Origin of the sequence: Streptomyces sp. CB02058, from assembly GCF_001905505.1 — a bacterium.
Lineage (GTDB): Bacteria > Actinomycetota > Actinomycetes > Streptomycetales > Streptomycetaceae > Streptomyces.
Map to the genome: position 1 here is coordinate 49,039 of NZ_LIPG01000001.1, position 20,227 is coordinate 69,265.

The following is a 20,227-nucleotide window of genomic DNA, read 5'->3' on the forward strand; positions in this document are numbered from 1 at the left end:
CGAAGGAGACCGAGCCATGAACGGCACCACGGAAGACCGCACCCTCCTGCCCGAGCACCGTGCGGAGATCGCCGAGCTCTGCGCCTTCCTCGACCGGACTCCCCAGGCTGCCGAGCCCGCGCTGCTGCGAGGTCCCGACGGAAGCACCCGCACCCTGCCCTCGGAGGTCTACGAAGCCCTCATGGTGGTGGTCAGGGCCTTGTCGGAGGGCAAGGCGGTAACCGTCGCTCCCGTGAACACCACGCTCACCACCCAGGAGGCCGCGGATCTGCTGGGGGTCAGCCGGCCGACCTTCGTCAAGATCCTCGACGAAGGGGGCGTCCCCTTCTCCCGGCCCGGCCGGCACCGCCGAGTGCTGCTGGAGGACGTGCTCGCCTACAAGGAGAAGCGGCGCGTGCAGCGTCGGCAGGGGCTGGACCGGCTGGTCGAACTGACCGAAGACGCCGGACTGTACGACGCCTGATCCCTGACTCGGCCGACTCGACTGGAGCGATGTGCAACGCGTCGTCCTGGACACCTGCGTTCTCTTCCCGAACTACCTGAGGGACACGTTGCTTCGCCTTGCCCAGGCGGAGTTGTACGAACCGCTTTGGTCGTCCGACATCCTCGACGAGCTGCTGAGGAATGTCTCCGAGCGGATCGGGGAGGTGAAGGCCAAGACGCTGGTCGACGCGATGGCGGGCACGTTTCCGGACAGCCTCGTATCCGGGTACGGGGGGCTCGTTCCGGTGATGGTGAACGACCCGAAGGATCGCCATGTGCTTGCCGCGGCTGTCCGTGGTCAGGCGCATGCGGTGGTCACCTCGAACGTCAAGGACTTCCCTCCGGCGGCATCCGACCCGTACGACATCGAGGTTCTGCGCCCGGACGACTTTCTTCTGGACCTGCTGGACCTCGCTCCGGTCGACGTCGCTGCCGTCCTCCGTGGGCAGGTTGCCGGCTACCGTCGGGAACCGCGTGACCTGCACGGGCTGTTGGACAGGCTGGATGCGGGTGGCGTCCCGCAGTTCGCCGCGGAGTTCCGTCGGCGCCTTTGAGCTGCGCTCACTGCCCCGGTGGCGGCTGCGGCGCTCCCGGGAGGCGGATCGAGGCGAGGGTGCCGCCGCCCTCGGCCGGGGTCAGGGCGATGTCTCCGCCCGCCTGCTGGACCGTGCGGGCCACGATGGAGAGGCCGAGGCCGGAGCCGGGGAGCTGGCGGGCCGAGGGGGAGCGCCAGAAGCGGTCGAAGACGTGGGGGAGTTCCTCGGCGGGGATGCCGGGGCCGTGGTCCCGCACGGTCAGCTCGCCGCGGTGCAGGACGACGTCGATCGTCCCGCCCGCCGGGCTGAACTTCACCGCGTTGTCCAGGACGTTGACGATCGCACGCTCCAGGGCTGCGGGTTCGGCGCGGACGTACCAGGGTGCCAGTTCGGCGGTGATGGTGAGCTCGGGGCCGCGCAGCCGGGCGCGCTGGAGGGCGTTACGGGTGATGTCGTGCAGCCCCACGACCTGGAAGGGGCCGGGCTGGGCGGCGTCCGGGCGGGAGAGCTCCTGGAGGTCGCCGATGAGCGCGGCCAGCTCCGTCATCTGGGCCTTGACCGACGCCATCAGGGCCTTGCGGTCCTCGGGCGGGATGGCCCGGCCGGTGTCGTCGCTGCGGGCGAGCAGTTCGATGTTGGTGCGGAGCGAGGTCAGCGGGGTGCGCAGCTCGTGCCCCGCGTCGGCGATGAGCTGCGACTGGCGGTCGCGGGAGATGGCCAGGGAGCTGGTCATCGAGTTGAAGGAGCGGGAGAGCCGGGCGATCTCGTCCTCGCCCTCGGCGGGGATGCGGATGGTCAGGTCCTCGGTCTCGGCCACGTGGGCGACGGCGTGCGCGAGGTCGTCGACCGGGCGCAGTCCGGTGCGGGCGACCCAGAGGCCGGCGGCGCCGGCGCCGACGACGCCGATGCCGGCGACGAGGATCAGGACCCAGGCCAGGGTGGAGAGCGGGTCGGTGACCTCGCTCATGGGGCGCGCGAGGGAGACAGCGAGGTTCCCGGAGTCGCCCCCCGGGCCCCGGACCTCGAGCGGGGAGGTGTAGACCCGCATGTCCTTGCCGTCCTCGGCCGTCACCGAGTGCAGGGTGTACGTCCGCTCCCGTTTGGCCACGGCCACGTCGTCGCCGCTCACCGGGAGCTTCGACGACGCGGCGTCGGGGGCGACACAGACCGTGCCCTGGGAGTCGATGAGCTGGACCGTGACGCCGGGCAGCGGCGGGGGCACTTGGGATGTGCTGCCCTTGCAGTAGGCGTACAGGTTCTGCAGGACGAGCTGGTCCACCTTCGAGCCGCGCAGCGATTCGTCCAGCTGGTGTTCCAGCTGCTGCCGCGTCACGAACCAGCAGGCCGCCGCCACCGCGGCCACCGCCACCGCGACCGCCATGGCGACCAGCAGGGCGAGCCGGGAGCGGAGCGGGAGGGAACGGAGCCGGCGGCGCAGGCCGGTCACCCGTCACCGCCGCCGGAGCGCAGGGCGTAGCCGACGCCCCGCACCGTGTGGACCAGGCGCGGTTCGCCGCCGGCTTCGGTCTTGCGGCGCAGGTACATCACGTACACGTCCAGTGAGTTGGAGCTGGGTTCGAAGTCGAAGCCCCAGACCGCCTTGAGGATCTGCTCCCGGGTCAGCACCTGCCGGGGGTGGGCCAGGAACATCTCCAGGAGGGTGAACTCGGTGCGGGTGAGCTCGACCCGGCGGGTGCCCCGGGTGACCTCGCGGGTGTTCAGGTCCATGCGGAGGTCGGCGAAGGACAGCACGTCGTCGTCGGGCACCTCGGCCCCGGCCGCGGTCGCGTACGAGCTGCGGCGCAGCAGGGCCCGGATGCGGGCGAAGAGCTCGTCCAGCTCGAAGGGCTTGACGAGGTAGTCGTCCGCGCCCGCGTCGAGGCCGGTGACCCGGTCGCCGACGGTGTCGCGTGCGGTGAGCATCAGGATGGGTGTCGTCGACCCGGTGGCCCTGATGCGCCGGGCGGCGGTGAGGCCGTCCATGCGGGGCATCTGGATGTCCAGGACGATCAGGTCGGGGGCGTACGCCTCGGCCTTGGCCAGGGCGTCGTAGCCGTCCACGGCCACCTCTGTTCCGTACCCCTCGAAGGCGAGGCTGCGCTGCAGTGCCTCGCGGACGGCGGGCTCGTCGTCGACGATCAGTACGCGCTGCGGATCGTCTTCGGCGGGGCTCATCGCTTCTTCGTCCTCTTCCTCTTGTCGCCGGTGCGGCGGTGCGGTGTTCTCAGCCTCGCACGGCCGCCGCACGGCGTCGCGCGGCACGGCGTCCGCGGCTCGTGCCGCCGCGGATCTCGGGCGGCCGGGTGGCCGCCGAGGCGGGTGCCCGGGCGGCCAGTTCGGCGGCCAGGGCGAGTGGCAGGGCCAGGCCGGAGGGGCCGGCGGCCGTGTGATCCGTCGCGGGATTCATGAGGACCTCCTCGTCAGGAGCCGTCGCCGGCCCGCAGGGTGTCCAGGTCGGCCTTGAGGGTGTCGACCGGGATGGCGAAGCCGAGACCCACGCTGCCCGCGGCGGTGCTGCCCGAGGTGCTGGACGAACTGGGCGAGTACATCGCGGAGTTGATGCCGATGATCTCGCCGTTCATGTTGATGAGGGCGCCGCCGGAGTTGCCGGGGTTGAGCGAGGCGTCGGTCTGGATGGCCTTGTACGTCGTGGTGGACGAGCCGGTGTCGCCGTTGAACTGCTGGCCGCCGAACTCGAACGGCCACTGCTGACCGCCCTGCTGCTGTTGCTGCTGGCCCTGCTCCTCGTCCTTGGCGACCGTGACGTCGCGGTCGAGGGCCGAGACGATGCCGCTGGTGACCGTGCCGGTGAGGCCCTCGGGTGAGCCGATCGCCACGACCTGGTCGCCGACCTTCACCGAGGAGGAGTCGCCGAGCGTGGCCGTCTTCAGCCCGCTCGCGTTCTGGAGCTTGATGAGCGCCAGATCCTTGTCGGGGTCGGTGCCGACGACATCGGCGGTGTAGGACTTGCCGGTGCTGAGGGCCACCTTGATCTGGGAAGCGCCGGAGATGACGTGGTTGTTGGTGACGATCTCGCCGTCCGCGGTGATGACGACGCCCGAGCCGGTGGCCTCGCCCGCCGAGGACGTCGCGGTGATCTCGACGATGGCCGGCGACACGGCCGCCGCCACGCCGGAGACGGTGCCCGCGCTGCTCTGCGAGACGGTGGTGCCGCTGACGACACCGCTGGAACCGGAGCCGCTGGAGCTGCCGCCCGCCAGCTCTCCCATGAGCGTGGCGGTGCCGCCGCCGACGGCCGCCGCCGCGATGGCCACGGCCGCCAGCAGCGCGTAAGGGCGCTTGACCCGGCGCGGGGACGCCGAGGCGTCCGGGGCCGCGGGCTCGGGGGCGGGGGCCGGCCAGGCGTGGAACGCAGTCGAGGTCCCTCCGCCGGGCCCGTAGGCCGGGGGCGGCGGGTAGGCCGCCTCGCCACCGCCGTAGGGGGCGCCGGCCTGCGAGCCACCGCTCTGCGAGGTACCGGCCTGCGGGGCACCGCCGTACGAGGGGGTTCCGTACGGGGCGGCACCCTCGGGGGTGCCGCCCTGCGACGCGCTGCCGTACGAAGAGCTGTCGTACGAACCGTTGTCGTACGAACCGTTGTCGTTCGAGGGGGACATCGGGTACTCGCCGCTCGGGCGGTGGCTGTCGGTCATGCCTACGAGAGTGGACAGCGAACATGAGAGCAGCCTGAGTGCCCCCTGAGAAGCCCGGCAGAACCTCGTATGCCCGATATAAGGGTGCGCCCCGCTACCGCTTGGTCACCGTCGGTTCTCCGCAGCCGCACGACCGGCGGACCACCAGGGCGGACGGGAACTGCTTCAGCCGCTCGCGCCGGGAGCCCGAGACCCGCAGCGAGTCGTCGAGCACCAGGTCCACGGCGGCCCGTGCCATCGCGGGCCGGTCGGAGAAGACCGTCGTCAGCGGCGGATCGGTCAGCCCCGCTTCCTTCACGTCGTCGAAGCCCGCCACCGCGAGCTCTCCGGGCACGTCGATGCGCAGCTCGCGCGCGGCCCGCAGCACCCCGATGGCCTGGTCGTCCGTCGAGCAGAAGATGGCCGGGGGCCTGTCGGGGCCGGAGAGCAGCTCCAGGGCGACCTGGTAGGCGTCGTAGCGGTTGTACGGGGCGTGGAAGAGCCGGCCGTCCGTCGAGCGCCCGGCCTCGTGCATCGCCCGGCGCCAGCCCTCGATGTGGTCGGCGACCGGGTCGCCGACCACCGGGGTCGACTCCGTGCCGCCGAGGCACGCCACATAGGCGTTGCCGTGCTCCAGGAGATGGCGGGTGGCGAGCTGGGCGCCGCCGATGTCGTCGGTGACGACCGCGACGTCGTCGATGGCCTCGGGGCGCTCGTGCAGCAGGACGACACGGGCGTCCCACGCCTCTATCTCGGCCGCCGCGCGCTCGCTGGGGCCCTGGCTGACCAGGATCAGCCCGGAGACCCGCATGCCGAGGAAGGCCCGCAGATAGTGGACCTCGCGCTCGTCGCGGTAGTCCGAGTTGCCGACGAGCACCATTTTCCCGCGCTCGGCCGCGGCCTGTTCGACCGCGTGCGCCATCTCCGCGAAGAACGGCTGCCGGGCGTCCGGCACGATCATCCCTATGAGATCGGTGCGCCGCGATGCCATCGCCTGGGCGACCCGGTCGGGCCGGTAACCCAGCTCCTTGATCGCGGCGAGCACCCGCTCGCGCGTGGCCGGGGCAACCGGCCTGGGTCCGTTGTTGATGACGTAGCTGACGACCGCTGTCGAGGTCCCCGCCAGTCTCGCCACATCGTCCCGCGTCACCTTGGCCACGCGCGGCAGTCTACGCGGATCGACCTACCGCTTGGCAGGCCGGACCGGGGCTTCTTCCGTGATCTCGGCCTCCGCCGACTGCTCCGGACGGGTGACGTCCTCGTCGACCGGCTTCGGGGCGGCCTTGGCCTTGGCCTCCTCGGAGGCGCGGTCCGCCTTCTCGGGGGTGACGAAGCGGTAGCCGACGTTGCGGACGGTGCCGATCAGCGACTCGTGCTCGGGGCCGAGCTTGGCGCGCAGCCGCCGTACGTGGACGTCGACCGTGCGGGTGCCGCCGAAGTAGTCGTAGCCCCAGACCTCCTGGAGCAGCTGGGCGCGGGTGAAGACCCGGCCCGGGTGCTGCGCGAGGTACTTGAGCAGTTCGAATTCCTTGAAGGTCAGGTCGAGGACCCGGCCCTTCAGCTTGGCGCTGTACGTCGCCTCGTCGACCGACAGGTCACCGTTGCGGATCTCCATGGGGGAGTCGTCGGCGGTGATCTGCTGGCGGCCGGTGGCCAGCCGCAGCCGGGCCTCGACCTCGGCGGGGCCCGCGGTGTCCAGCAGGACGTCGTCGATGCCCCAGTCGGCGGTGACGGCCGCGAGGCCGCCCTCCGTCACGACGAGGATCAGCGGACAGCCGGGGCCGGTGGACCGGAGCAGCTGACACAGCGACCGCACCTGCGGGAGGTCGCGGCGGCCGTCGATGAGGATCACGTCGGCACCAGGGGTGTCGACGAGTGCGGGTCCTTCGGCGGGGGCGACCCGCACGCTGTGCAGCAGAAGGCCGAGAGCGGGGAGCACCTCCGTCGACGGTTGAAGGGCATTCGTCAGAAGCAGCAGTGAACTCATCGCCGCCCACCTGCCTGGGTCGTCGGATAGTGCACGGTTAGCTCGCCCATTACGTCGGTCCTCCTCGTTCCCTGCGAGAGGGGCACTCCCGGGTCGGACCCGGGGGAGTATGCGGCACTGCTTCGTACTCCCGTACGACCATCACCCACTACGGCCGTCATACGGTTTTTACTGTGCTGCCCCGCGCCAGGGGGCCGCTGAGCTTATGGAAACGTTGCCGTAACAACGCTCGGAAAGCACAAAAGGACCCGGGGGCTGCTTTGCCCGGATCCTCTTCGCAGCAGAATAGCCCACATGAGTTCTGTGTCCGAGGGTCGATTCCTGAGTTCTTCTGTTCCCTCGATCACGCCGATCCCCCGGCGCACCACATTGCTGACGGGTGACGGGGTCCGTATCGAGGCGGTGTACACCCCGTGTACGGCGGGTTCCGGTGCCGCCGGAGGCAGTGCGCCCGCAACGACGGCCGTCGTCCTCGCGCACGGCTTCACCGGCTCGGTCGACCGGCCGGCCGTGCTGCGGGCCGCCGAGGTGTTCGCGCAGCGTGCGGCCGTGATCACCTTCTCCTTTCGGGGCCACGGAAAGTCGGGCGGACGGTCCACGGTGGGCGACCGCGAAGTGCTGGATCTGGCGGCGGCGGTCGCCTGGGCGAGGTCGCTGGGACACCGGCGGATCGTTACGGTCGGCTTCTCGATGGGCGGTTCCGTGGTGCTCAGGCACGCCGCTCTGTATACGGCGCCCGAAGCCGGTGGATCGGTGGCGGAAGAATCGGAGGCGCCGGGGGCCGATCGGGTGGGGCGGCGCACAGAGGCGCATGAGGGGCGCGCAGGGGCGCATACGGACGCCGTCGTCGCCGTGAGCGCTCCGGCGCGCTGGTACTACCGGGGCACCGCCCCGATGCGCCGGCTGCACTGGGTGGTCACCCGCCCCCTGGGCCGGATCGTCGGCCGCCTCGGCTTCCGCACCCGTATCCACCGCGAGGACTGGAACCCCGTGCCGCTCTCCCCGGTCGAGGCGGTCCCGCTGATCACCGCGCCGCTGCTGATCGTGCACGGCGACCGGGACCCGTACTTCCCGGTCGACCACCCGCGGATGCTGGCCGCAGCCGCGGGGGGCCGGGCCGATCTCTGGCTGGAGCACGGCATGGGCCACGCGGAGAACGCGGCGGACGGGAAGCTGCTGACCCGTATCGCGGACTGGACGGAGTCGGCGTGATCCATGATGGACAGCTGACGCACGACGAAAGGGGTGCCGCCATGGCGGCGGGGACCATCCGCTACTGGGCCGCGGCCAAGGCCGCCGCGGGGACCGCAGAGGAGCCGTACGCGGCGGACACGCTGGCCGAGGCGCTCGACGGGGTGCGCGAGCGGCACCCCGGTGAGCTGTCGCGCGTGCTGCTCCGGTGCTCGTTCCTGATAGACGGGAATCCCGTGGGGACCCGGGGACATGAGACCGTACGGCTTGCCGAGGGCGGCACGGTCGAGGTGCTCCCGCCGTTCGCAGGAGGGTGAACCGCAGACCATGAGCGACAACGATCAGCAGTATCCGTACGACCCGGGGTACGGGCAGCCGTACGGGCAGCCGCAGCAGCAGCCCTACGACCCGGCGTACGGACAGCCGCAGCCCCAGGACCCGGCGTACGGACAGCCGCAGCCCCAGGACCCGGCGTACGGACAGCCGCAGCCCCAGGACCCGGCGTACGGGCAGTCGCAGCAGCAGCCCCACGACCCGGCGTACAACCGGCCGCAGCAGCAGTACCCGCAGCAGCCGTACGGCGAGCAGCAGCACCAGCCGCACCCGCAGCAGTCGTACGGCGAGCAGCCGGCGTACGGGCAGCCGCAGCCCGCCCAGGGCTACGGCCAGCAGGCCCCGGCCCCGGGACAGCAGCCGCAGGCCGCCCCCGTCTATCCGGAGCAGGGCCTGCCGCAGGGCGGCCGGGCGGACGAGGGCGTCGCCCAGACGTGGCAGGGCCAGACCTGGGACACCACGTACCAGCCGACGGTCCAGCCGCGGCAGCCCGAGCCCGCGCCCCCCGCACAGGCGCCCGCCCCCGCGCAGGCCGCCTGTCCGCTGCCGCCCGAGGCCCCGGCCGCGCCCGCCGCTCCGGTGGCGCCCGAGGCACCGGCCGTCCGGCCCGACGGGTCCGGCTACGGGGCGCCCACGACCCTGGGCAACAGCCGGATCACCGACGCCCAGCGGGCCCGCGCCGAGGGCCGCTCGCCGATCATCGCGCCGGGCATGCAGCCCGCCGCGATCACCGCGGGCCTCGGTCTGCTCCTCGCGCTCGGTGCCGCCATCGGGGCGTACGCGCTGCTGGTGCCCCTGGTCCTGCTGCAGGCCGTGACCGCCGCCGGCTGGTTCCGGCTCAACGGCATGTGGCCGGCCAGGCAGGGCATCGCGCTCGCCTTCGCGGGCGGCTTCGTGGCCGACGTCGTCCTGCTGATCGCGGGCCGGAGCAACGCCCCCGCGGCCATCCTCGGCACGCTCGGCGTCTGGGTGCTGCTGACCATCGTCCTCCAGCTGCGCAGCCGTGCCGGGGCCGACGAGCGGATGTACGGGCTGACGGCCACCGTCGCCTCGGCCTCGCTCGCGGTGCTGGCCGCCGGGCATCTGGCGGCCGTCCCCGACGCCGTGACGGCCGGCGGGATCGCGGTCGCCGCGGGCGTGCTCGTCAGGGCGCTGCCGCTGCCCGGCCCGGTCTCGGTCGTCGCGGCGCTGCTCGCCTCGACGGCCGTCGGCCTCGCGGCCGGGACGTTCCTCGGCCTCGGCGCGGGCGCCGCCCTTCTCGGGTTCGCGGCCGGCGGCTGCGCGCTGATCGGCCTGCGGGTGGCCAGCTACGACTACCCGTCGCGCTTCGTGCACATGACGGCAGGGGTGGCGCTGCCGCTCACGGCCGCGGCTCCCGCCGTCTATCTGATCGGCCGGGCGATCGCCTGACGTCCTCGCGCTCCCGCCGTTCCCCGCTCTTCCGGAACCGGGCGGGCCTTCCGATCGTCGATCACTCCGGGTGCGCCGCACGGCGGCAGTAGGCTCGCGGCGCCAGAGGTCCGGCCGGTCCGAGTGGGGGAACACCAGGCATGCGCGCACTGCGAATACTGCTGATCATCGCCGTGGTTCTGGGCGGCGTCTTCGTCGCCGTCGACCGTGCCGCCGTCCACCTCGCGGAGTCCGAGGCCGAGGACCGGGTCGCGTTCGGCAGCGCGGAGGCCGGTTCGACCGAGATATCGATCAAGGGTTTCCCCTTTCTGACGCAGCTGGCGGGGTCGGAGCTCGACCGGGTCGACGTGACGGTCAAGGACATGCGGGCCAAGGCGGCCGGCCGGGAGCTGCGGATCGGCGAGATCAGGGCCCAGCTGCACGAGGTCACCCTCGGCGCCGGCTACACCAGCGCTAAGGCCGCCAGGGCGACCGGGACGGCCGTCGTCTCCTACGCCGCCCTCACCGAGGCTGCCGACGACGGGGTCACCGTGGCCTACGGCGGCAACGGCAAGGTCAAGGTCACCGGCTCGGTCCGCATCCCGCTGCTGGACCGCGAGCTGAAGCGCAGCGTGCTGTCGACCGTCACCCTGGTCGACGGCGACACGGTCAAGGTGCACGCCGACGAGGTCCCGGGCGAGGGCATCCCCGGCCTGGAGGACCTGGTCAGGCAGAAGACGGACTTCGAGCGCGGGATCAGCGGACTGCCGGACGGGCTGGAGCTGGAGAAGATCGAGGTCGCGCCCGGAGGCCTGGAGATATCGATGACGGGCGCCGACATCGAACTCGCGGGCTGAGGCGTCGAGTCGGGCGCCTCGCGGATAGCCTGCCGCCGGGCGGGGTAGGGGGATCGCGGAAGCCGGTCCGGACAGCCGATCCGGATAATGAGACGGACCGGTCCGAGGCGCAGATGGCGGCCGGGCGAGGAGGCCCGGAATTCCTGCCGCCGCACGGACCGAGGGCTCACTCGTCTCGCATCGCGGACGATCGTGTCTCATCATGCGACACGACGGTGACATCTCCGCCCGTACCTCCCTACGATCGGACACATGAAGCGACAGGCGGACCTCACGAAGCGGCGGGCAGTAGACCTGTGCCGCGTCGCCGCCATGCTCTGTCGCACCTTCTGAGCGGGATCTCTCCCGTTTTCCCCCGGCCCTTCGACTTCGTCAGGGCCGGACCGTGCCTCCCGTACGCGTTCCGCACGCACCTGCGCGTACACCCCGCACCCGCACTCCGCACCACCCCGCCGCAGACTGCCCCGGAGGAGAAACACATGAGCCGCGCAGACGTCCTGGTCGACGCCGACTGGGTCGAGGCCCACATCGACGACCCGCAGGTCGCCATCGTCGAGGTCGACGAGGACACCTCGGCGTACGAGAAGAACCACATCAAGAACGCGATCCGGATCGACTGGACGAAGGACCTCCAGGACCCGGTCCGCCGTGACTTCGTCGACCAGGCCGGCTTCGAGAAGCTGCTCTCCGAGAAGGGCATCGGCAACGACACGCTCGTCGTCCTCTACGGCGGCAACAACAACTGGTTCGCCTCGTACGCGTACTGGTACTTCAAGCTGTACGGCCACGAGAACGTCAAGCTGCTCGACGGCGGCCGCAAGAAGTGGGAGCTCGACTCCCGCGACCTGACCGACGCCGTCCCGACGCGCCCGGCCACCGAGTACAAGGCCAAGGCCCAGGACGAGTCGATCCGCGCCTACCGCGACGACGTCGTGAAGGCCATCGGCAGCCAGAACCTCGTCGACGTGCGGTCGCCCGACGAGTTCAGCGGCAAGCTGCTCGCCCCGGCGCACCTCCCGCAGGAGCAGTCGCAGCGCCCCGGCCACGTGCCGAGCGCCCGCAACATCCCGTGGTCGAAGAACGCCAACGACGACGGCACCTTCAAGTCGGACGACGAGCTCAAGGCCCTCTACGAGGACGAGCAGGTCGACCTGTCGAAGGACACCATCGCGTACTGCCGCATCGGTGAGCGCTCCGCGCTCACGTGGTTCGTCCTGCACGAGCTGCTCGGCCAGGAGAACGTCAAGAACTACGACGGTTCGTGGACCGAGTACGGCTCCCTCGTGGGCGTGCCGATCGAGCTCGGCGCCAACAAGTAATTCCGCAGGATCCGATCAGCAGGACCCCGACCAGAAGGACAGAACACCATGTGTGGAGCACAGGCCGGCGGCCCCGACGCTTCGACGATCAAGCCGGGCGAGACCACCATCCAGGGCAGCGTGACCCGCGACGGCGAGCCCGTCACCGGCTACGTCCGTCTGCTGGACTCGACCGGTGAGTTCACCGCCGAGGTTCCCACCTCGGCGACCGGACAGTTCCGCTTCTACGCGGCCGAGGGCACCTGGACGCTGCGCGCCCTCGTTCCGGGCGGCACCGCCGACCGTACGGTCGTGGCGCAGACCGGGGGCCTCGCCGAGGTCGCCATCGCCGTGTAGTTTCACGCGCACGAACGGCCGGAGGGCCGCACCCCAGGGGGTTTGGACGCCACCTGTACCGGGGTGCGGCCCTTCGTGCCGTCCGGGTCCGTGCCGCGCCCAAGGAGAGTTCCGGGCCCGGGAGTTCTACGCTGGAGGTATGTACGCCCGGCGTAGGCGCGTCTACTTCCTGATGATGGGCGGATGCCTCTTCCTGTTCGTCTCCGCCTGGGCCTTCGTGCGCCTGTGGTCCGTCCCCGCGGCGGTCGCGATGTGCGTGGTCGCCATGGTCGTGCCGCCCGTCGCGGCGGTGATCGCGAACCGGCGGGGGCCGGAGGACCGCTGGTGGGACGATCCCTCCGGCGACCCGGAGTCGGACGAGTGGTGGGACGAGCTCGACGGCAGGAAACGCCGCTGAGGGCGGCCGGGGCAGTCCCCGGAGCGGGCTCAGTAGACGAGCGCCTGGGTGCCGTCCGTCATGGCCTCCTGCACGAAGACCTGGGCGCCCGCGATGCGTACGCCCTCCAGGACGTCCTTCTCCGTGATGTCGCGCCGTGCCGCGCACTGGGTGCAGAGCGTGAGCCGGCCGCCCGCCAGGATCGAGTCGAGCAGATCGGGCAGCGGCGCGGAGTGCGGCAGTTCGAACTCGGCCGCGCGGCCGGGCAGGGCGAACCAGGCGGACTCGCCGGTCAGCCACAGCGAGACCTCGACCCCGCTGGCGACGGCCACGGCCGCGACGGTGAAGGCCTGCGAGCAGCGCTCGGGGGCATCGGCTCCGGCGGTCACCTTGATCACGAGCTTCTTCGACATGTACCGAACTGTAATCCGCGGGTGAGCAACCTCCCCTGTGACCTGTGAGTCAGTTGTGTGCGCGGGTGACGGAACCCGCGCTTCAGGTCTCTTGGGGGGGACCCTTTTGGAACCGAACGACACCATTCCTGACGTGCCCGCCGCTCCGCCGGCCGTCCCCGCGCGCCCTCGGCCGCGCGGCCGTACGACCCTGCTGATCGCCGCCGCGGCGCTCCTCGGCATCTCCGGCGGCACGGCCGTCGGATACGGAATCCAGGCCGAACGGCCACCGACGCCGCTGCCCGCGCTCTCCCAGCCCCGTCTGGAGTACCCGGCGAAGGCGCTGCCCGCGGACAAGGTGCCGGCCCCGCTGCCCGCCTCGCAGGACCGGCAGGTCAAGACGGACGGCGATCTGCGCAAGCTGATCATCGACCGTCCGTCGGGGTGGAGCGAGAACAAGGACGTGGACTGGCTGGACGACGGCTGGATGACCGTGGGCAGCCTCGCCCGCGACTTCTACAGCGAGGACACCATGTTCGAGTACCTCCTGGAGGCCGACATCCGCCGCGTCGCGGGGGCCGCCTGGAAGAAGGGCGAGCACCGCGAAGCCACGGTCCGGCTCGTCCAGTTCGCCTCCGGGGTGAACACCTCCGCCGAGGAGTTCGCCGACGGGCAGCGCTCGTACATGTCCGGGACCGAGGAAGGCGCCGGCAACGAGGGCGACCCGGTCAAGGGCAGCGGAGACGGCCGCTACTACGTCTACGGAGTCGACCGGAAGCCCGGCTATCTGCCCTTCTACCGGGCGAGGGCCGTCATACACCGCGGTGACGTCATGGTCGAGATCAATCTGTTCGACACCCGGACGATCAGCAAGAAGGACATCCGGACGCTGGCCGAGCGACAGCTGGAGCGCCTGTGAACGACATGACCCTGCCCGACCCCCCGGAGACGGCCCCGGACGTCGAGGCAACAGCTCCGGAGGCAGCGCCGGACGTCACGGCGGCGGCCCCGGACACCGAGGCAGCAGTCCCGGAGACGACCCCGGGCGTCACGGCGGCCGAGGTCCCGGCCACCCCCGCGCGCACCGGGCGGGCCCGGCGGATTCTGCTCACCGCGCTCCCCTTCGTGCTGGTGCTCGGCGCCGTCGGCGGCGCGGGCGCGTACACGAAGGCCACCGTCGACACTGCGGACCGCACCGTGGAGACGACCCTCTGGGAGCCGGGGCGCGAGCCCGGCAAGGACCCGGCGGGTGACAGGAGCCGGGGCAGGTCCGACACCGCGCTGAGCAAGCTGCTGCTCCCCGTACCCAAGGGCTTCCGGCTCGGCCCCGACATCCGGGAGCTCGGCAACGACGGTGAGGTGGACGGCAGGCAGGCCACCGCCGTGATGAAGGAGGGCAACCGCGGGCTGGCGGGCAAGGAGCGCCGGGAGTTCGACAAGCGGATCGACCGGCTCCGGGTGCAGGGCCTCGCCGTCCGTTCGTACGTCTCGCAGGAGAACGACCTGGAGGTGCAGGCCGAGATCATGCGGATGAAGGACAAGAAGGCGGTGCGGGAATTCCACACCTTCCAGACGGGGCTGTTCGACGCCCTCCGCGTGTTCCGCGACGGCCCGAAGATCAAGGGTCACACCAGGCAGGCGGCCTGCTACCTCCAGCCCAAGGACGGCGACAGCGAGATCGAGGACATGGTGTGCACGGCGTACGACGGTGAGCTGAGCATCAGCTACTGGGCCTCCGGCCTCAAGCCCGTCGACAAGGCCGCCGTCGCCGAGATGCTGAAGGACCAGCTGGACCACATCACGTCCCCGGGGGAGTACGTATGACCGAGCAGACGGCCGGACCGACCGACACGGTCGCTCCTCCGGCGGCCCCGCCCCTCGTCCCCCCGGTTCCGCAGGACCCGCCGCAGGTCCTTACGGCGGACCTCCCGGAGCCGGCGCCGGTACAGGCCGCCGCTGCCCGTTCCCAGCGCCGTGTCCTGCGTGCCGTCGCCCGGTGGACGGCCGCCGTGCTGGTGCTCGGAGGGCTCGGCGCGGGGACGGCCGCCGGGATCACGTCGATGGAGCGCACCGACGTGCCGGGGCTCGCCACGCGGGACGACGGGCGCTGGGGCTACCCCCGGCTGAGCCTGCCCGCGCTGCCCGCCGGCTCCCCGCGCCCGTACAGCGACTCCAACACGGCGGAGGTCCACCACGCGGACCTGCGGCGTCTGCTGCTGCCCGCGCCGGCGGGCGCCACGGTCGACAAGAAGCTCGACGGCGGCTGGACGGACATCGCGCAGTACGCGTCCGAGTACCCCGAGGCCGAGCGCGCCGACCTCACCCAGCAGCTGGAGGACACCGCGCTGCGCCACATCGCGGCCCGCGCCTGGACCATGCCGGACGGCACCTCGTCCCGGGTCTATCTGCTCCGGTTCAACTCGGTGGCGTACGCGACGTCCTTCCACGACGACCTCTTCGAGAACGGCTCCCTGCCGATCCCGCTCGACGGGACGGACGAGCCCTCCTTCGACGAGGACTGGACCTCGACGGCCGGGCCGCAGTTCACCACCGCGCACGTGTACGCCGAGGCCGAGCCGTACGGCGCGGAGCAGGTCCGGCACGCGTACGTGCTGGCCGGGGACACCGTCGCCCTGATCGTCCACAGCCGCAAGGGCGAGGCCGGAACGGAAGCCGTTCCCTTCCACCAGACCGTCATCCTGCAGAACCAGCTCCTGGGCTGAGCGGACCGCGCCCGGGGGAAACCCCGGACCGCCGTGCCGGGCCCCCACCCATTAGGCTGGGGGCCCGGCCGTCCGCTGCCGTCATGTCGTTCGTTCCGAGGAGCTCCCGTGCTTGAGGCCTTCTTCTCCGCCCTGCTGGTCCTGGTGTGCGTCGGCGTGCTCGCCTTCGCCGTGGTGGCCGTGAAGAAGCTGTACCAGGGCCAGCGCTGACCCTCGCCGAACACCTTCCGTACACCTCACAGATCGTCTGAGCCGCTCATGATCGAGATTCCGTCCGACCTCCACCCGGACCTCGTGCCGCTGGCCTTCCTCCTGGGCAACTGGGCGGGTGCGGGTGTCGCCGACTTCCCCGGTGCCGAGAAGTGCAACTTCGGCCAGGAAGTCACCTTCAGCCACGACGGCCGGGACTTCCTCGAGTACGTCTCGCACTCCTGGGTGCTCGACGCCGAGGGCAAGCAGGTCAAGCCGCTGGAGTCCGAGTCCGGCTACTGGCGCGTCGACAAGGACCGCAAGGTCGAGATCGTCATGGTCCGCGACCAGGGCATCGTCGAGGTCTGGTACGGCGAGCTGGCGAAGCAGAAGCCGCAGATCGACCTCGTCACCGACGCGGTGGCCCGCACGGCGGCCTCCGGCCCGTACAGCGGCGGCAAGCGGCTCTACGGCTATGTGAACAGCGACCTGATGTGGGTCGGCGAGAAGGCCACCCCCGACGTGGAGCTGCGGCCGTACATGTCGGCGCACCTCAAGAAGGTCGTCACCCCTGAGGAGGTCGCCGAGATGGCGCGGGGCCTCGGGGACCTGCCGGACGACGGCATCGCGTTCTTCAAGTAGTCCGTTCAGGCGGGCCCGTGCTCACCCAGCCCTACACTGGGGCTGTGGTGAGCACCGACTGGAAGACCGATCTTCGGCAGCGTGGCTACCGGCTGACGCCTCAGCGCCAGCTCGTCCTTGAGGCCGTCGACACCCTGGAGCACGCGACGCCCGACGACATCCTCTGCGAGGTGCGCAGGACCGCGTCGGGGGTGAACATCTCCACCGTCTACCGGACCCTGGAGCTCCTGGAGGAGCTCGGGCTGGTCAGTCACGCCCATCTCGGGCACGGCGCCCCGACGTACCACCTGGCGGACCGCCACCACCACATCCACCTGGTCTGCCGTGACTGCGCGGACGTCATCGAGGCGGATGTGGACGTGGTTGCCGACTTCACGGAGAAGCTGCGGGGCACGTTCGGCTTCGAGACCGACATGAAGCACTTCGCGATCTTCGGGCGCTGCGCCGGCTGCACGGTGGAGGCGAAGGAGAAGGCGAAGGCGGAGCGGTCCGGACCGGCCGAGGGCCCCGACGGCGGGCGGTAGTCCGCGCCGTACGAGTCGTACGCTGGTCGCATGAAGAGCCCCCTGCTGTCCCTGCCCGGCGCCGTCCCCGCCGAGGGGCGCGACGAAGGTGTCGCCGCGCACTACGGCGACCTGTTCCGTGAGCAACGCTCCCTCGCCGACGGCAGCGGCCTCGTCGACCTCTCGCACCGCGGTGTCGTCACGGTCACCGGCGACGACCGGCTGGCCTGGCTGCACCTGCTGCTCACCCAGCACGTCAGCGACCTCGCGCCGAACCAGGCGACGGAGGCGCTGATCCTCTCCGCCAACGGGCACATCGAGCACGCCCTCTACCTCGTCGACGACGGCACGACGGTGTGGATGCACGCCGAGCCCGGGACCGAGGGCGAGCTGATCGCGTACCTGGAGTCGATGAAGTTCTTCTACCGGGTCGAGGTCGCCGACCGCACCGAGGACTTCGCCGTCGTGCACCTGCCCGCCGGCTCCATCGCCGAGGTCCCCGACGGCGTGGCCGTACGCGAGACGCCGCACGGCCGTGACCTCTTCCTGCCCCGGGACGGCCTGGAGGCGTACGCGGCGGCGCACGGCCCCGTGGCCGGCATCCTGGCCTACGAGGCGCTGCGCATCGAGGCGCACCGCCCGCGCGTGGGCTTCGAGACCGACCACCGCACGATCCCGCACGAGCTGGGCTGGATCGGCACCGCCGTGCACCTCCAGAAGGGCTGCTACCGGGGCCAGGAGACGGTCGCCCGTGTCCACAACCTGGGGAAGCCGCCGCGCCGCCTCGTCTTCCTGCACCTGGACGGCAGCGAGGTCCACCTGCCCGGCCACGGCACCCCGGTCAGGCTCGCCGCGGACGGGGAGGAGGGCCGCCAGCTCGGCTTCATCACCACCTCGGCCCGCCACCACGAGCTGGGGCCGATCGCCCTGGCGCTGGTGAAGCGGAACGTGGCGGTGGACGCCGAGCTGATCGCCGGTGACACGGCCGCCGCCCAGGAGACCGTCGTCGAGCCGTAGGCGGCGCGCGCGCATCCGTCCGGGAGGCTCTAGACCTCGATCAGTACGGTGAACGGGCCGTGGTTCGTGAGCGAGACCCGCATGTCCGCTCCGAACCTGCCCGTCTCCACCTGGGCGCCGAGCGCGCGCAGCTGTGCCACGACCTCGTCGACCAGCGGCTCCGCGACGTCGCCGGGCGCGGCGGCGTTCCAGGTGGGCCTGCGGCCCTTCCTGGCGTCCCCGTAGAGGGTGAACTGAGAAATGACCAAAAGCGGTGCATTCACGTCCGAGCAGGACTTCTCGCCCTCGAGGATCCGCAAGGTCCACAGCTTGCGGGCGAGCTGCGCCGCCTTCTCCGAGGTGTCGCCGTGAGTGACCCCCACCAGCACACACAGCCCCTCGCCGACGATTTCGCCGACCGTTCCGTGCGCCTGCGACTCGTCCGCGGCGTCCCTGACGGTGACGCTCGCACCGTCCACTCTCTGTATCACTGCACGCATACAGACCAACCTATCTTGGGCTGAACGGGTACAGAGCACCTGCGTGAACACCCTGCGTAGTGGCACGATGCACGATGTCGGTGTGCCGACGCACCGGTCGAGGGGACGGAACATCATGACGACACGTGGAACCGGGCCATCGCCCGGCGCCGTACCAGTGACACGTACACCCGGCAGCCTGCGGCCACCGGTGCAGCGGACCGGTGACGACGCTCCCGGCCAGCTGTCCACGCCGCCCGTGCAGCTGCCCGGCGCGGTCTCCGTGCCGGGGCAGACCGGGGGCGGTGCGGGAGAGGGGCTCGCCTCCGTACGCCCGCAGCCCGAATTCGGCGGGCTGCGGCTGCCGGAGCTGCGGACCCGGCGCCGGGAGGCGCAGCGCGACGAGGCGGACCTCAGTTACGTCCGCCGGCTGGTCCAGGGCCGCATCGACATCCTGCGGGCCGAGCTCGCCGGCCGCGGCGGGCCCCAGTCGCCCGTGGTGGACCGGCTCTCGGAGATCCTCGCCGACACCCCGTCCGTCCACCGGTCGTCGGTGCGGCACGTCACCCTCACCACGCCGCGCAGCGACGAGTACCGGCAGCTGGCGGCGGACACGCTCGCGGAGGTCGAGCTCTCCGACCTCGACGCCCGGACGGACGAAGAGCTGCTCGCCGCCATGGCGCGGCTCGTGCGCTACGAGCAGCGGGTGTCCAGGCGCCGTCACCGGCTCCAGCGGACCGTCGACGATTGCAGCGCGGAGATCGCCCGCAGGTACCGTGACGGGGAAGCACAAGTAGAGGACCTGCTCGCCTGAGGCGACCCCGACGGGGGGCGGGTCACGCCCGTCCCCCGGAAGGCCTCACCCCATGACCTCCTCCATAGCCCCGTCCTCGTCGCCCGTGCTCCCGGTCCTGGCCGAGGTCGTGCGGTCCGGCTTCACCGAGGGCCGTCACCGGGGGTCACTCGTGGTCCTGGCCGCCGACGGGAGCGTGGAGCTCGCGCTGGGCGACCCGGCGGCCCCGGTCTTCCCGCGCTCGTCCAACAAGCCGATGCAGGCCGCGGCGATCCTGCGGGCCGGGCTGGATCTCTCGGGGGAGCGGCTGGCGCTGGCCGCCGCGAGCCACTCGGGGGAGGGCTTCCACCTGGAGCTGGTGCGCACGATGCTCGCCGAGCACGGGCTGAAGCCGGACGATCTCCAGACCCCGCCCGATCTGCCGCTGGACCCGGTCGAGGCCGAGGCGTATCTCGCGGCCGGGGGAGTGCGGGAGCCGCTCACCATGAACTGCTCGGGCAAGCACGCGGCGATGCTCGCCGTCTGCGTACGCAACGGCTGGGACACCGCGAGCTATCTCGACCCGGCGCACCCGCTCCAGCGGCTGGTCGGCGAGGTCGTGGCCGAGGCGGCGGGCGAGCCGGTGGCGGCGCTGGGCACGGACGGCTGCGGGGCGCCGCTGATGGCGATCGGGCTGGTGGGCCTGGCCCGCGCGTTCCGGTCGTTCGTGCTGGCGGAGCCCGGCACGGCGGAGCGCCGGGTCGCGGACGCGATGCGGGCGCACCCGGAGTACGTCGCGGGCACGCGGCGGCCGGACACCTGGCTGATGCGGGAGGTGCCGGGCGCGCTCTCCAAGATGGGCGCGGAGGCGGTCCAGGCGCTGGCCCTCCCGGACGGCAGGGCGCTGGCCTTCAAGATCGACGACGGCGCGACGCGCGCCCTGGGGCCCGTGCTGGCCCGCTCGCTCGAACTGCTGGGCGTCGACGCCCCGGTGGTGTCCCGCATCGGGAGCGCGCCGCTGCTGGGCGGTGCCGCGCGGGTCGGCGAGATCAGGGCGGCGTTCTGACCGGTGGCCGCGAGGCGGCCGTAAAA

At 71.7% G+C, this 20,227-nt stretch carries 26 protein-coding genes; 18 read left to right on the top strand and 8 right to left on the bottom strand.

Annotated features, from left to right (window positions below):
- Positions 1-16: 16 nt before the first annotated feature.
- Both AMK10_RS00235 and AMK10_RS00240 read left to right on the top strand, forming a co-directional pair.
- Complete coding sequence (locus tag AMK10_RS00235; protein WP_073743509.1) at positions 17-463, top strand: helix-turn-helix domain-containing protein; 447 nt, start codon at positions 17-19, stop codon at positions 461-463.
- 31 nt (positions 464-494) lie between these two features.
- On the top strand, positions 495-1,037 hold the full coding sequence (locus AMK10_RS00240) for a PIN domain-containing protein (RefSeq protein WP_073743511.1): 543 nt from the start codon (positions 495-497) through the stop codon (positions 1,035-1,037).
- Positions 1,038-1,044: 7 nt separating this feature from the next.
- Here the strand turns inward: AMK10_RS00240 and AMK10_RS00245 are convergent, their stop codons facing one another.
- From AMK10_RS00245 to AMK10_RS00270, 6 genes are all read right to left on the bottom strand, one after another.
- The gene (locus AMK10_RS00245) at positions 1,045-2,466 is read right to left on the bottom strand and encodes a sensor histidine kinase (protein WP_073743514.1); all 1,422 of its coding nucleotides are present in this window, start codon (positions 2,464-2,466) and stop codon (positions 1,045-1,047) included.
- On the bottom strand, positions 2,463-3,194 hold the full coding sequence (locus AMK10_RS00250; protein WP_073743516.1) for a response regulator transcription factor: 732 nt from the start codon (positions 3,192-3,194) through the stop codon (positions 2,463-2,465). The genes AMK10_RS00245 and AMK10_RS00250 overlap by 4 nt, the downstream gene beginning before the upstream one ends.
- A 49-nt stretch (positions 3,195-3,243) precedes the next feature.
- Complete coding sequence (locus AMK10_RS00255; RefSeq protein WP_073743518.1) at positions 3,244-3,426, bottom strand: hypothetical protein; 183 nt, start codon at positions 3,424-3,426, stop codon at positions 3,244-3,246.
- 13 nt (positions 3,427-3,439) lie between these two features.
- The gene (locus AMK10_RS00260; protein ID WP_073743520.1) at positions 3,440-4,672 is read right to left on the bottom strand and encodes a S1C family serine protease; all 1,233 of its coding nucleotides are present in this window, start codon (positions 4,670-4,672) and stop codon (positions 3,440-3,442) included.
- 94 nt (positions 4,673-4,766) lie between these two features.
- Positions 4,767-5,810: a LacI family DNA-binding transcriptional regulator gene (locus tag AMK10_RS00265; RefSeq protein WP_073743522.1), complete on the bottom strand. Its 1,044-nt coding sequence runs from the start codon at positions 5,808-5,810 to the stop codon at positions 4,767-4,769.
- Positions 5,811-5,834: 24 nt separating this feature from the next.
- The gene (locus AMK10_RS00270; RefSeq protein ID WP_073743524.1) at positions 5,835-6,638 is read right to left on the bottom strand and encodes a response regulator transcription factor; all 804 of its coding nucleotides are present in this window, start codon (positions 6,636-6,638) and stop codon (positions 5,835-5,837) included.
- A 294-nt stretch (positions 6,639-6,932) separates the two neighbouring features.
- Here AMK10_RS00270 and AMK10_RS00275 point away from each other — a divergent pair, with 294 nt between their 5' ends.
- The 8 genes from AMK10_RS00275 to AMK10_RS00305 all read left to right on the top strand — a co-directional run bounded on the left by AMK10_RS00275 (position 6,933) and on the right by AMK10_RS00305 (position 12,460).
- Complete coding sequence (locus AMK10_RS00275) at positions 6,933-7,850, top strand: alpha/beta hydrolase (RefSeq protein WP_073743526.1); 918 nt, start codon at positions 6,933-6,935, stop codon at positions 7,848-7,850.
- Positions 7,851-7,891: 41 nt separating this feature from the next.
- Positions 7,892-8,146, top strand: a complete 255-nt coding sequence (locus AMK10_RS00280; RefSeq protein WP_073745905.1) for a MoaD/ThiS family protein — start codon at positions 7,892-7,894, stop codon at positions 8,144-8,146.
- Positions 8,147-8,156: 10 nt separating this feature from the next.
- Entirely contained in the window at positions 8,157-9,572 is a 1,416-nt protein-coding gene (locus tag AMK10_RS37280) for a hypothetical protein (RefSeq protein ID WP_073743528.1), read from the top strand.
- 140 nt (positions 9,573-9,712) lie between these two features.
- Complete coding sequence (locus AMK10_RS00290; protein ID WP_073743530.1) at positions 9,713-10,408, top strand: LmeA family phospholipid-binding protein; 696 nt, start codon at positions 9,713-9,715, stop codon at positions 10,406-10,408.
- A gap of 252 nt (positions 10,409-10,660) precedes the next feature.
- On the top strand, positions 10,661-10,741 hold the full coding sequence (locus tag AMK10_RS38655; protein WP_350310325.1) for a putative leader peptide: 81 nt from the start codon (positions 10,661-10,663) through the stop codon (positions 10,739-10,741).
- Positions 10,742-10,887: 146 nt separating this feature from the next.
- Positions 10,888-11,727 carry a sulfurtransferase gene (locus AMK10_RS00295; protein ID WP_073743532.1) on the top strand — a complete coding sequence of 280 codons (840 nt, stop codon included), beginning with the start codon at positions 10,888-10,890 and terminating at the stop codon, positions 11,725-11,727.
- A gap of 48 nt (positions 11,728-11,775) precedes the next feature.
- Entirely contained in the window at positions 11,776-12,063 is a 288-nt protein-coding gene (locus tag AMK10_RS00300; protein ID WP_014154938.1) for a DUF1416 domain-containing protein, read from the top strand.
- A 139-nt stretch (positions 12,064-12,202) separates the two neighbouring features.
- On the top strand, positions 12,203-12,460 hold the full coding sequence (locus tag AMK10_RS00305) for a DUF3099 domain-containing protein (protein WP_073743534.1): 258 nt from the start codon (positions 12,203-12,205) through the stop codon (positions 12,458-12,460).
- A 29-nt stretch (positions 12,461-12,489) separates the two neighbouring features.
- Here AMK10_RS00305 and AMK10_RS00310 read toward each other — a convergent pair whose 3' ends face one another.
- The gene (locus AMK10_RS00310; protein WP_073743536.1) at positions 12,490-12,852 is read right to left on the bottom strand and encodes a DsrE family protein; all 363 of its coding nucleotides are present in this window, start codon (positions 12,850-12,852) and stop codon (positions 12,490-12,492) included.
- Between the two features lie 133 nt (positions 12,853-12,985).
- On the opposite strand from AMK10_RS00310, the gene AMK10_RS00315 reads away from it, so the two are divergent.
- The 6 genes from AMK10_RS00315 to ygfZ all read left to right on the top strand — a co-directional run bounded on the left by AMK10_RS00315 (position 12,986) and on the right by ygfZ (position 17,905).
- Entirely contained in the window at positions 12,986-13,750 is a 765-nt protein-coding gene (locus AMK10_RS00315) for a hypothetical protein (protein ID WP_198959596.1), read from the top strand.
- Positions 13,751-13,755: 5 nt separating this feature from the next.
- Entirely contained in the window at positions 13,756-14,655 is a 900-nt protein-coding gene (locus AMK10_RS00320) for a hypothetical protein (RefSeq protein WP_382565004.1), read from the top strand.
- Complete coding sequence (locus tag AMK10_RS00325; RefSeq protein WP_073743540.1) at positions 14,652-15,554, top strand: hypothetical protein; 903 nt, start codon at positions 14,652-14,654, stop codon at positions 15,552-15,554. Before AMK10_RS00320 ends, AMK10_RS00325 begins: the two co-directional genes overlap by 4 nt.
- 258 nt (positions 15,555-15,812) lie before the next feature.
- A complete protein-coding gene (locus AMK10_RS00330) occupies positions 15,813-16,385 on the top strand; it encodes an FABP family protein (RefSeq protein ID WP_073743542.1) in 573 nt (190 codons plus the stop codon).
- A 44-nt stretch (positions 16,386-16,429) separates the two neighbouring features.
- Complete coding sequence (locus AMK10_RS00335) at positions 16,430-16,909, top strand: Fur family transcriptional regulator (RefSeq protein WP_073743544.1); 480 nt, start codon at positions 16,430-16,432, stop codon at positions 16,907-16,909.
- A 30-nt stretch (positions 16,910-16,939) separates the two neighbouring features.
- The gene (gene ygfZ, locus AMK10_RS00340; protein ID WP_073743546.1) at positions 16,940-17,905 is read left to right on the top strand and encodes a CAF17-like 4Fe-4S cluster assembly/insertion protein YgfZ; all 966 of its coding nucleotides are present in this window, start codon (positions 16,940-16,942) and stop codon (positions 17,903-17,905) included.
- A gap of 29 nt (positions 17,906-17,934) precedes the next feature.
- Here the strand turns inward: ygfZ and dtd are convergent, their stop codons facing one another.
- A complete protein-coding gene (gene dtd / locus AMK10_RS00345; protein WP_073743548.1) occupies positions 17,935-18,384 on the bottom strand; it encodes a D-aminoacyl-tRNA deacylase in 450 nt (149 codons plus the stop codon).
- Positions 18,385-18,499: 115 nt separating this feature from the next.
- On the opposite strand from dtd, the gene AMK10_RS00350 reads away from it, so the two are divergent.
- Positions 18,500-19,177: an RsiG family protein gene (locus AMK10_RS00350; protein ID WP_073743550.1), complete on the top strand. Its 678-nt coding sequence runs from the start codon at positions 18,500-18,502 to the stop codon at positions 19,175-19,177.
- A 52-nt stretch (positions 19,178-19,229) separates the two neighbouring features.
- On the top strand, positions 19,230-20,201 hold the full coding sequence (locus tag AMK10_RS00355; protein ID WP_073743552.1) for an asparaginase: 972 nt from the start codon (positions 19,230-19,232) through the stop codon (positions 20,199-20,201).
- The last annotated feature ends 26 nt before the right edge of the window (positions 20,202-20,227 follow it).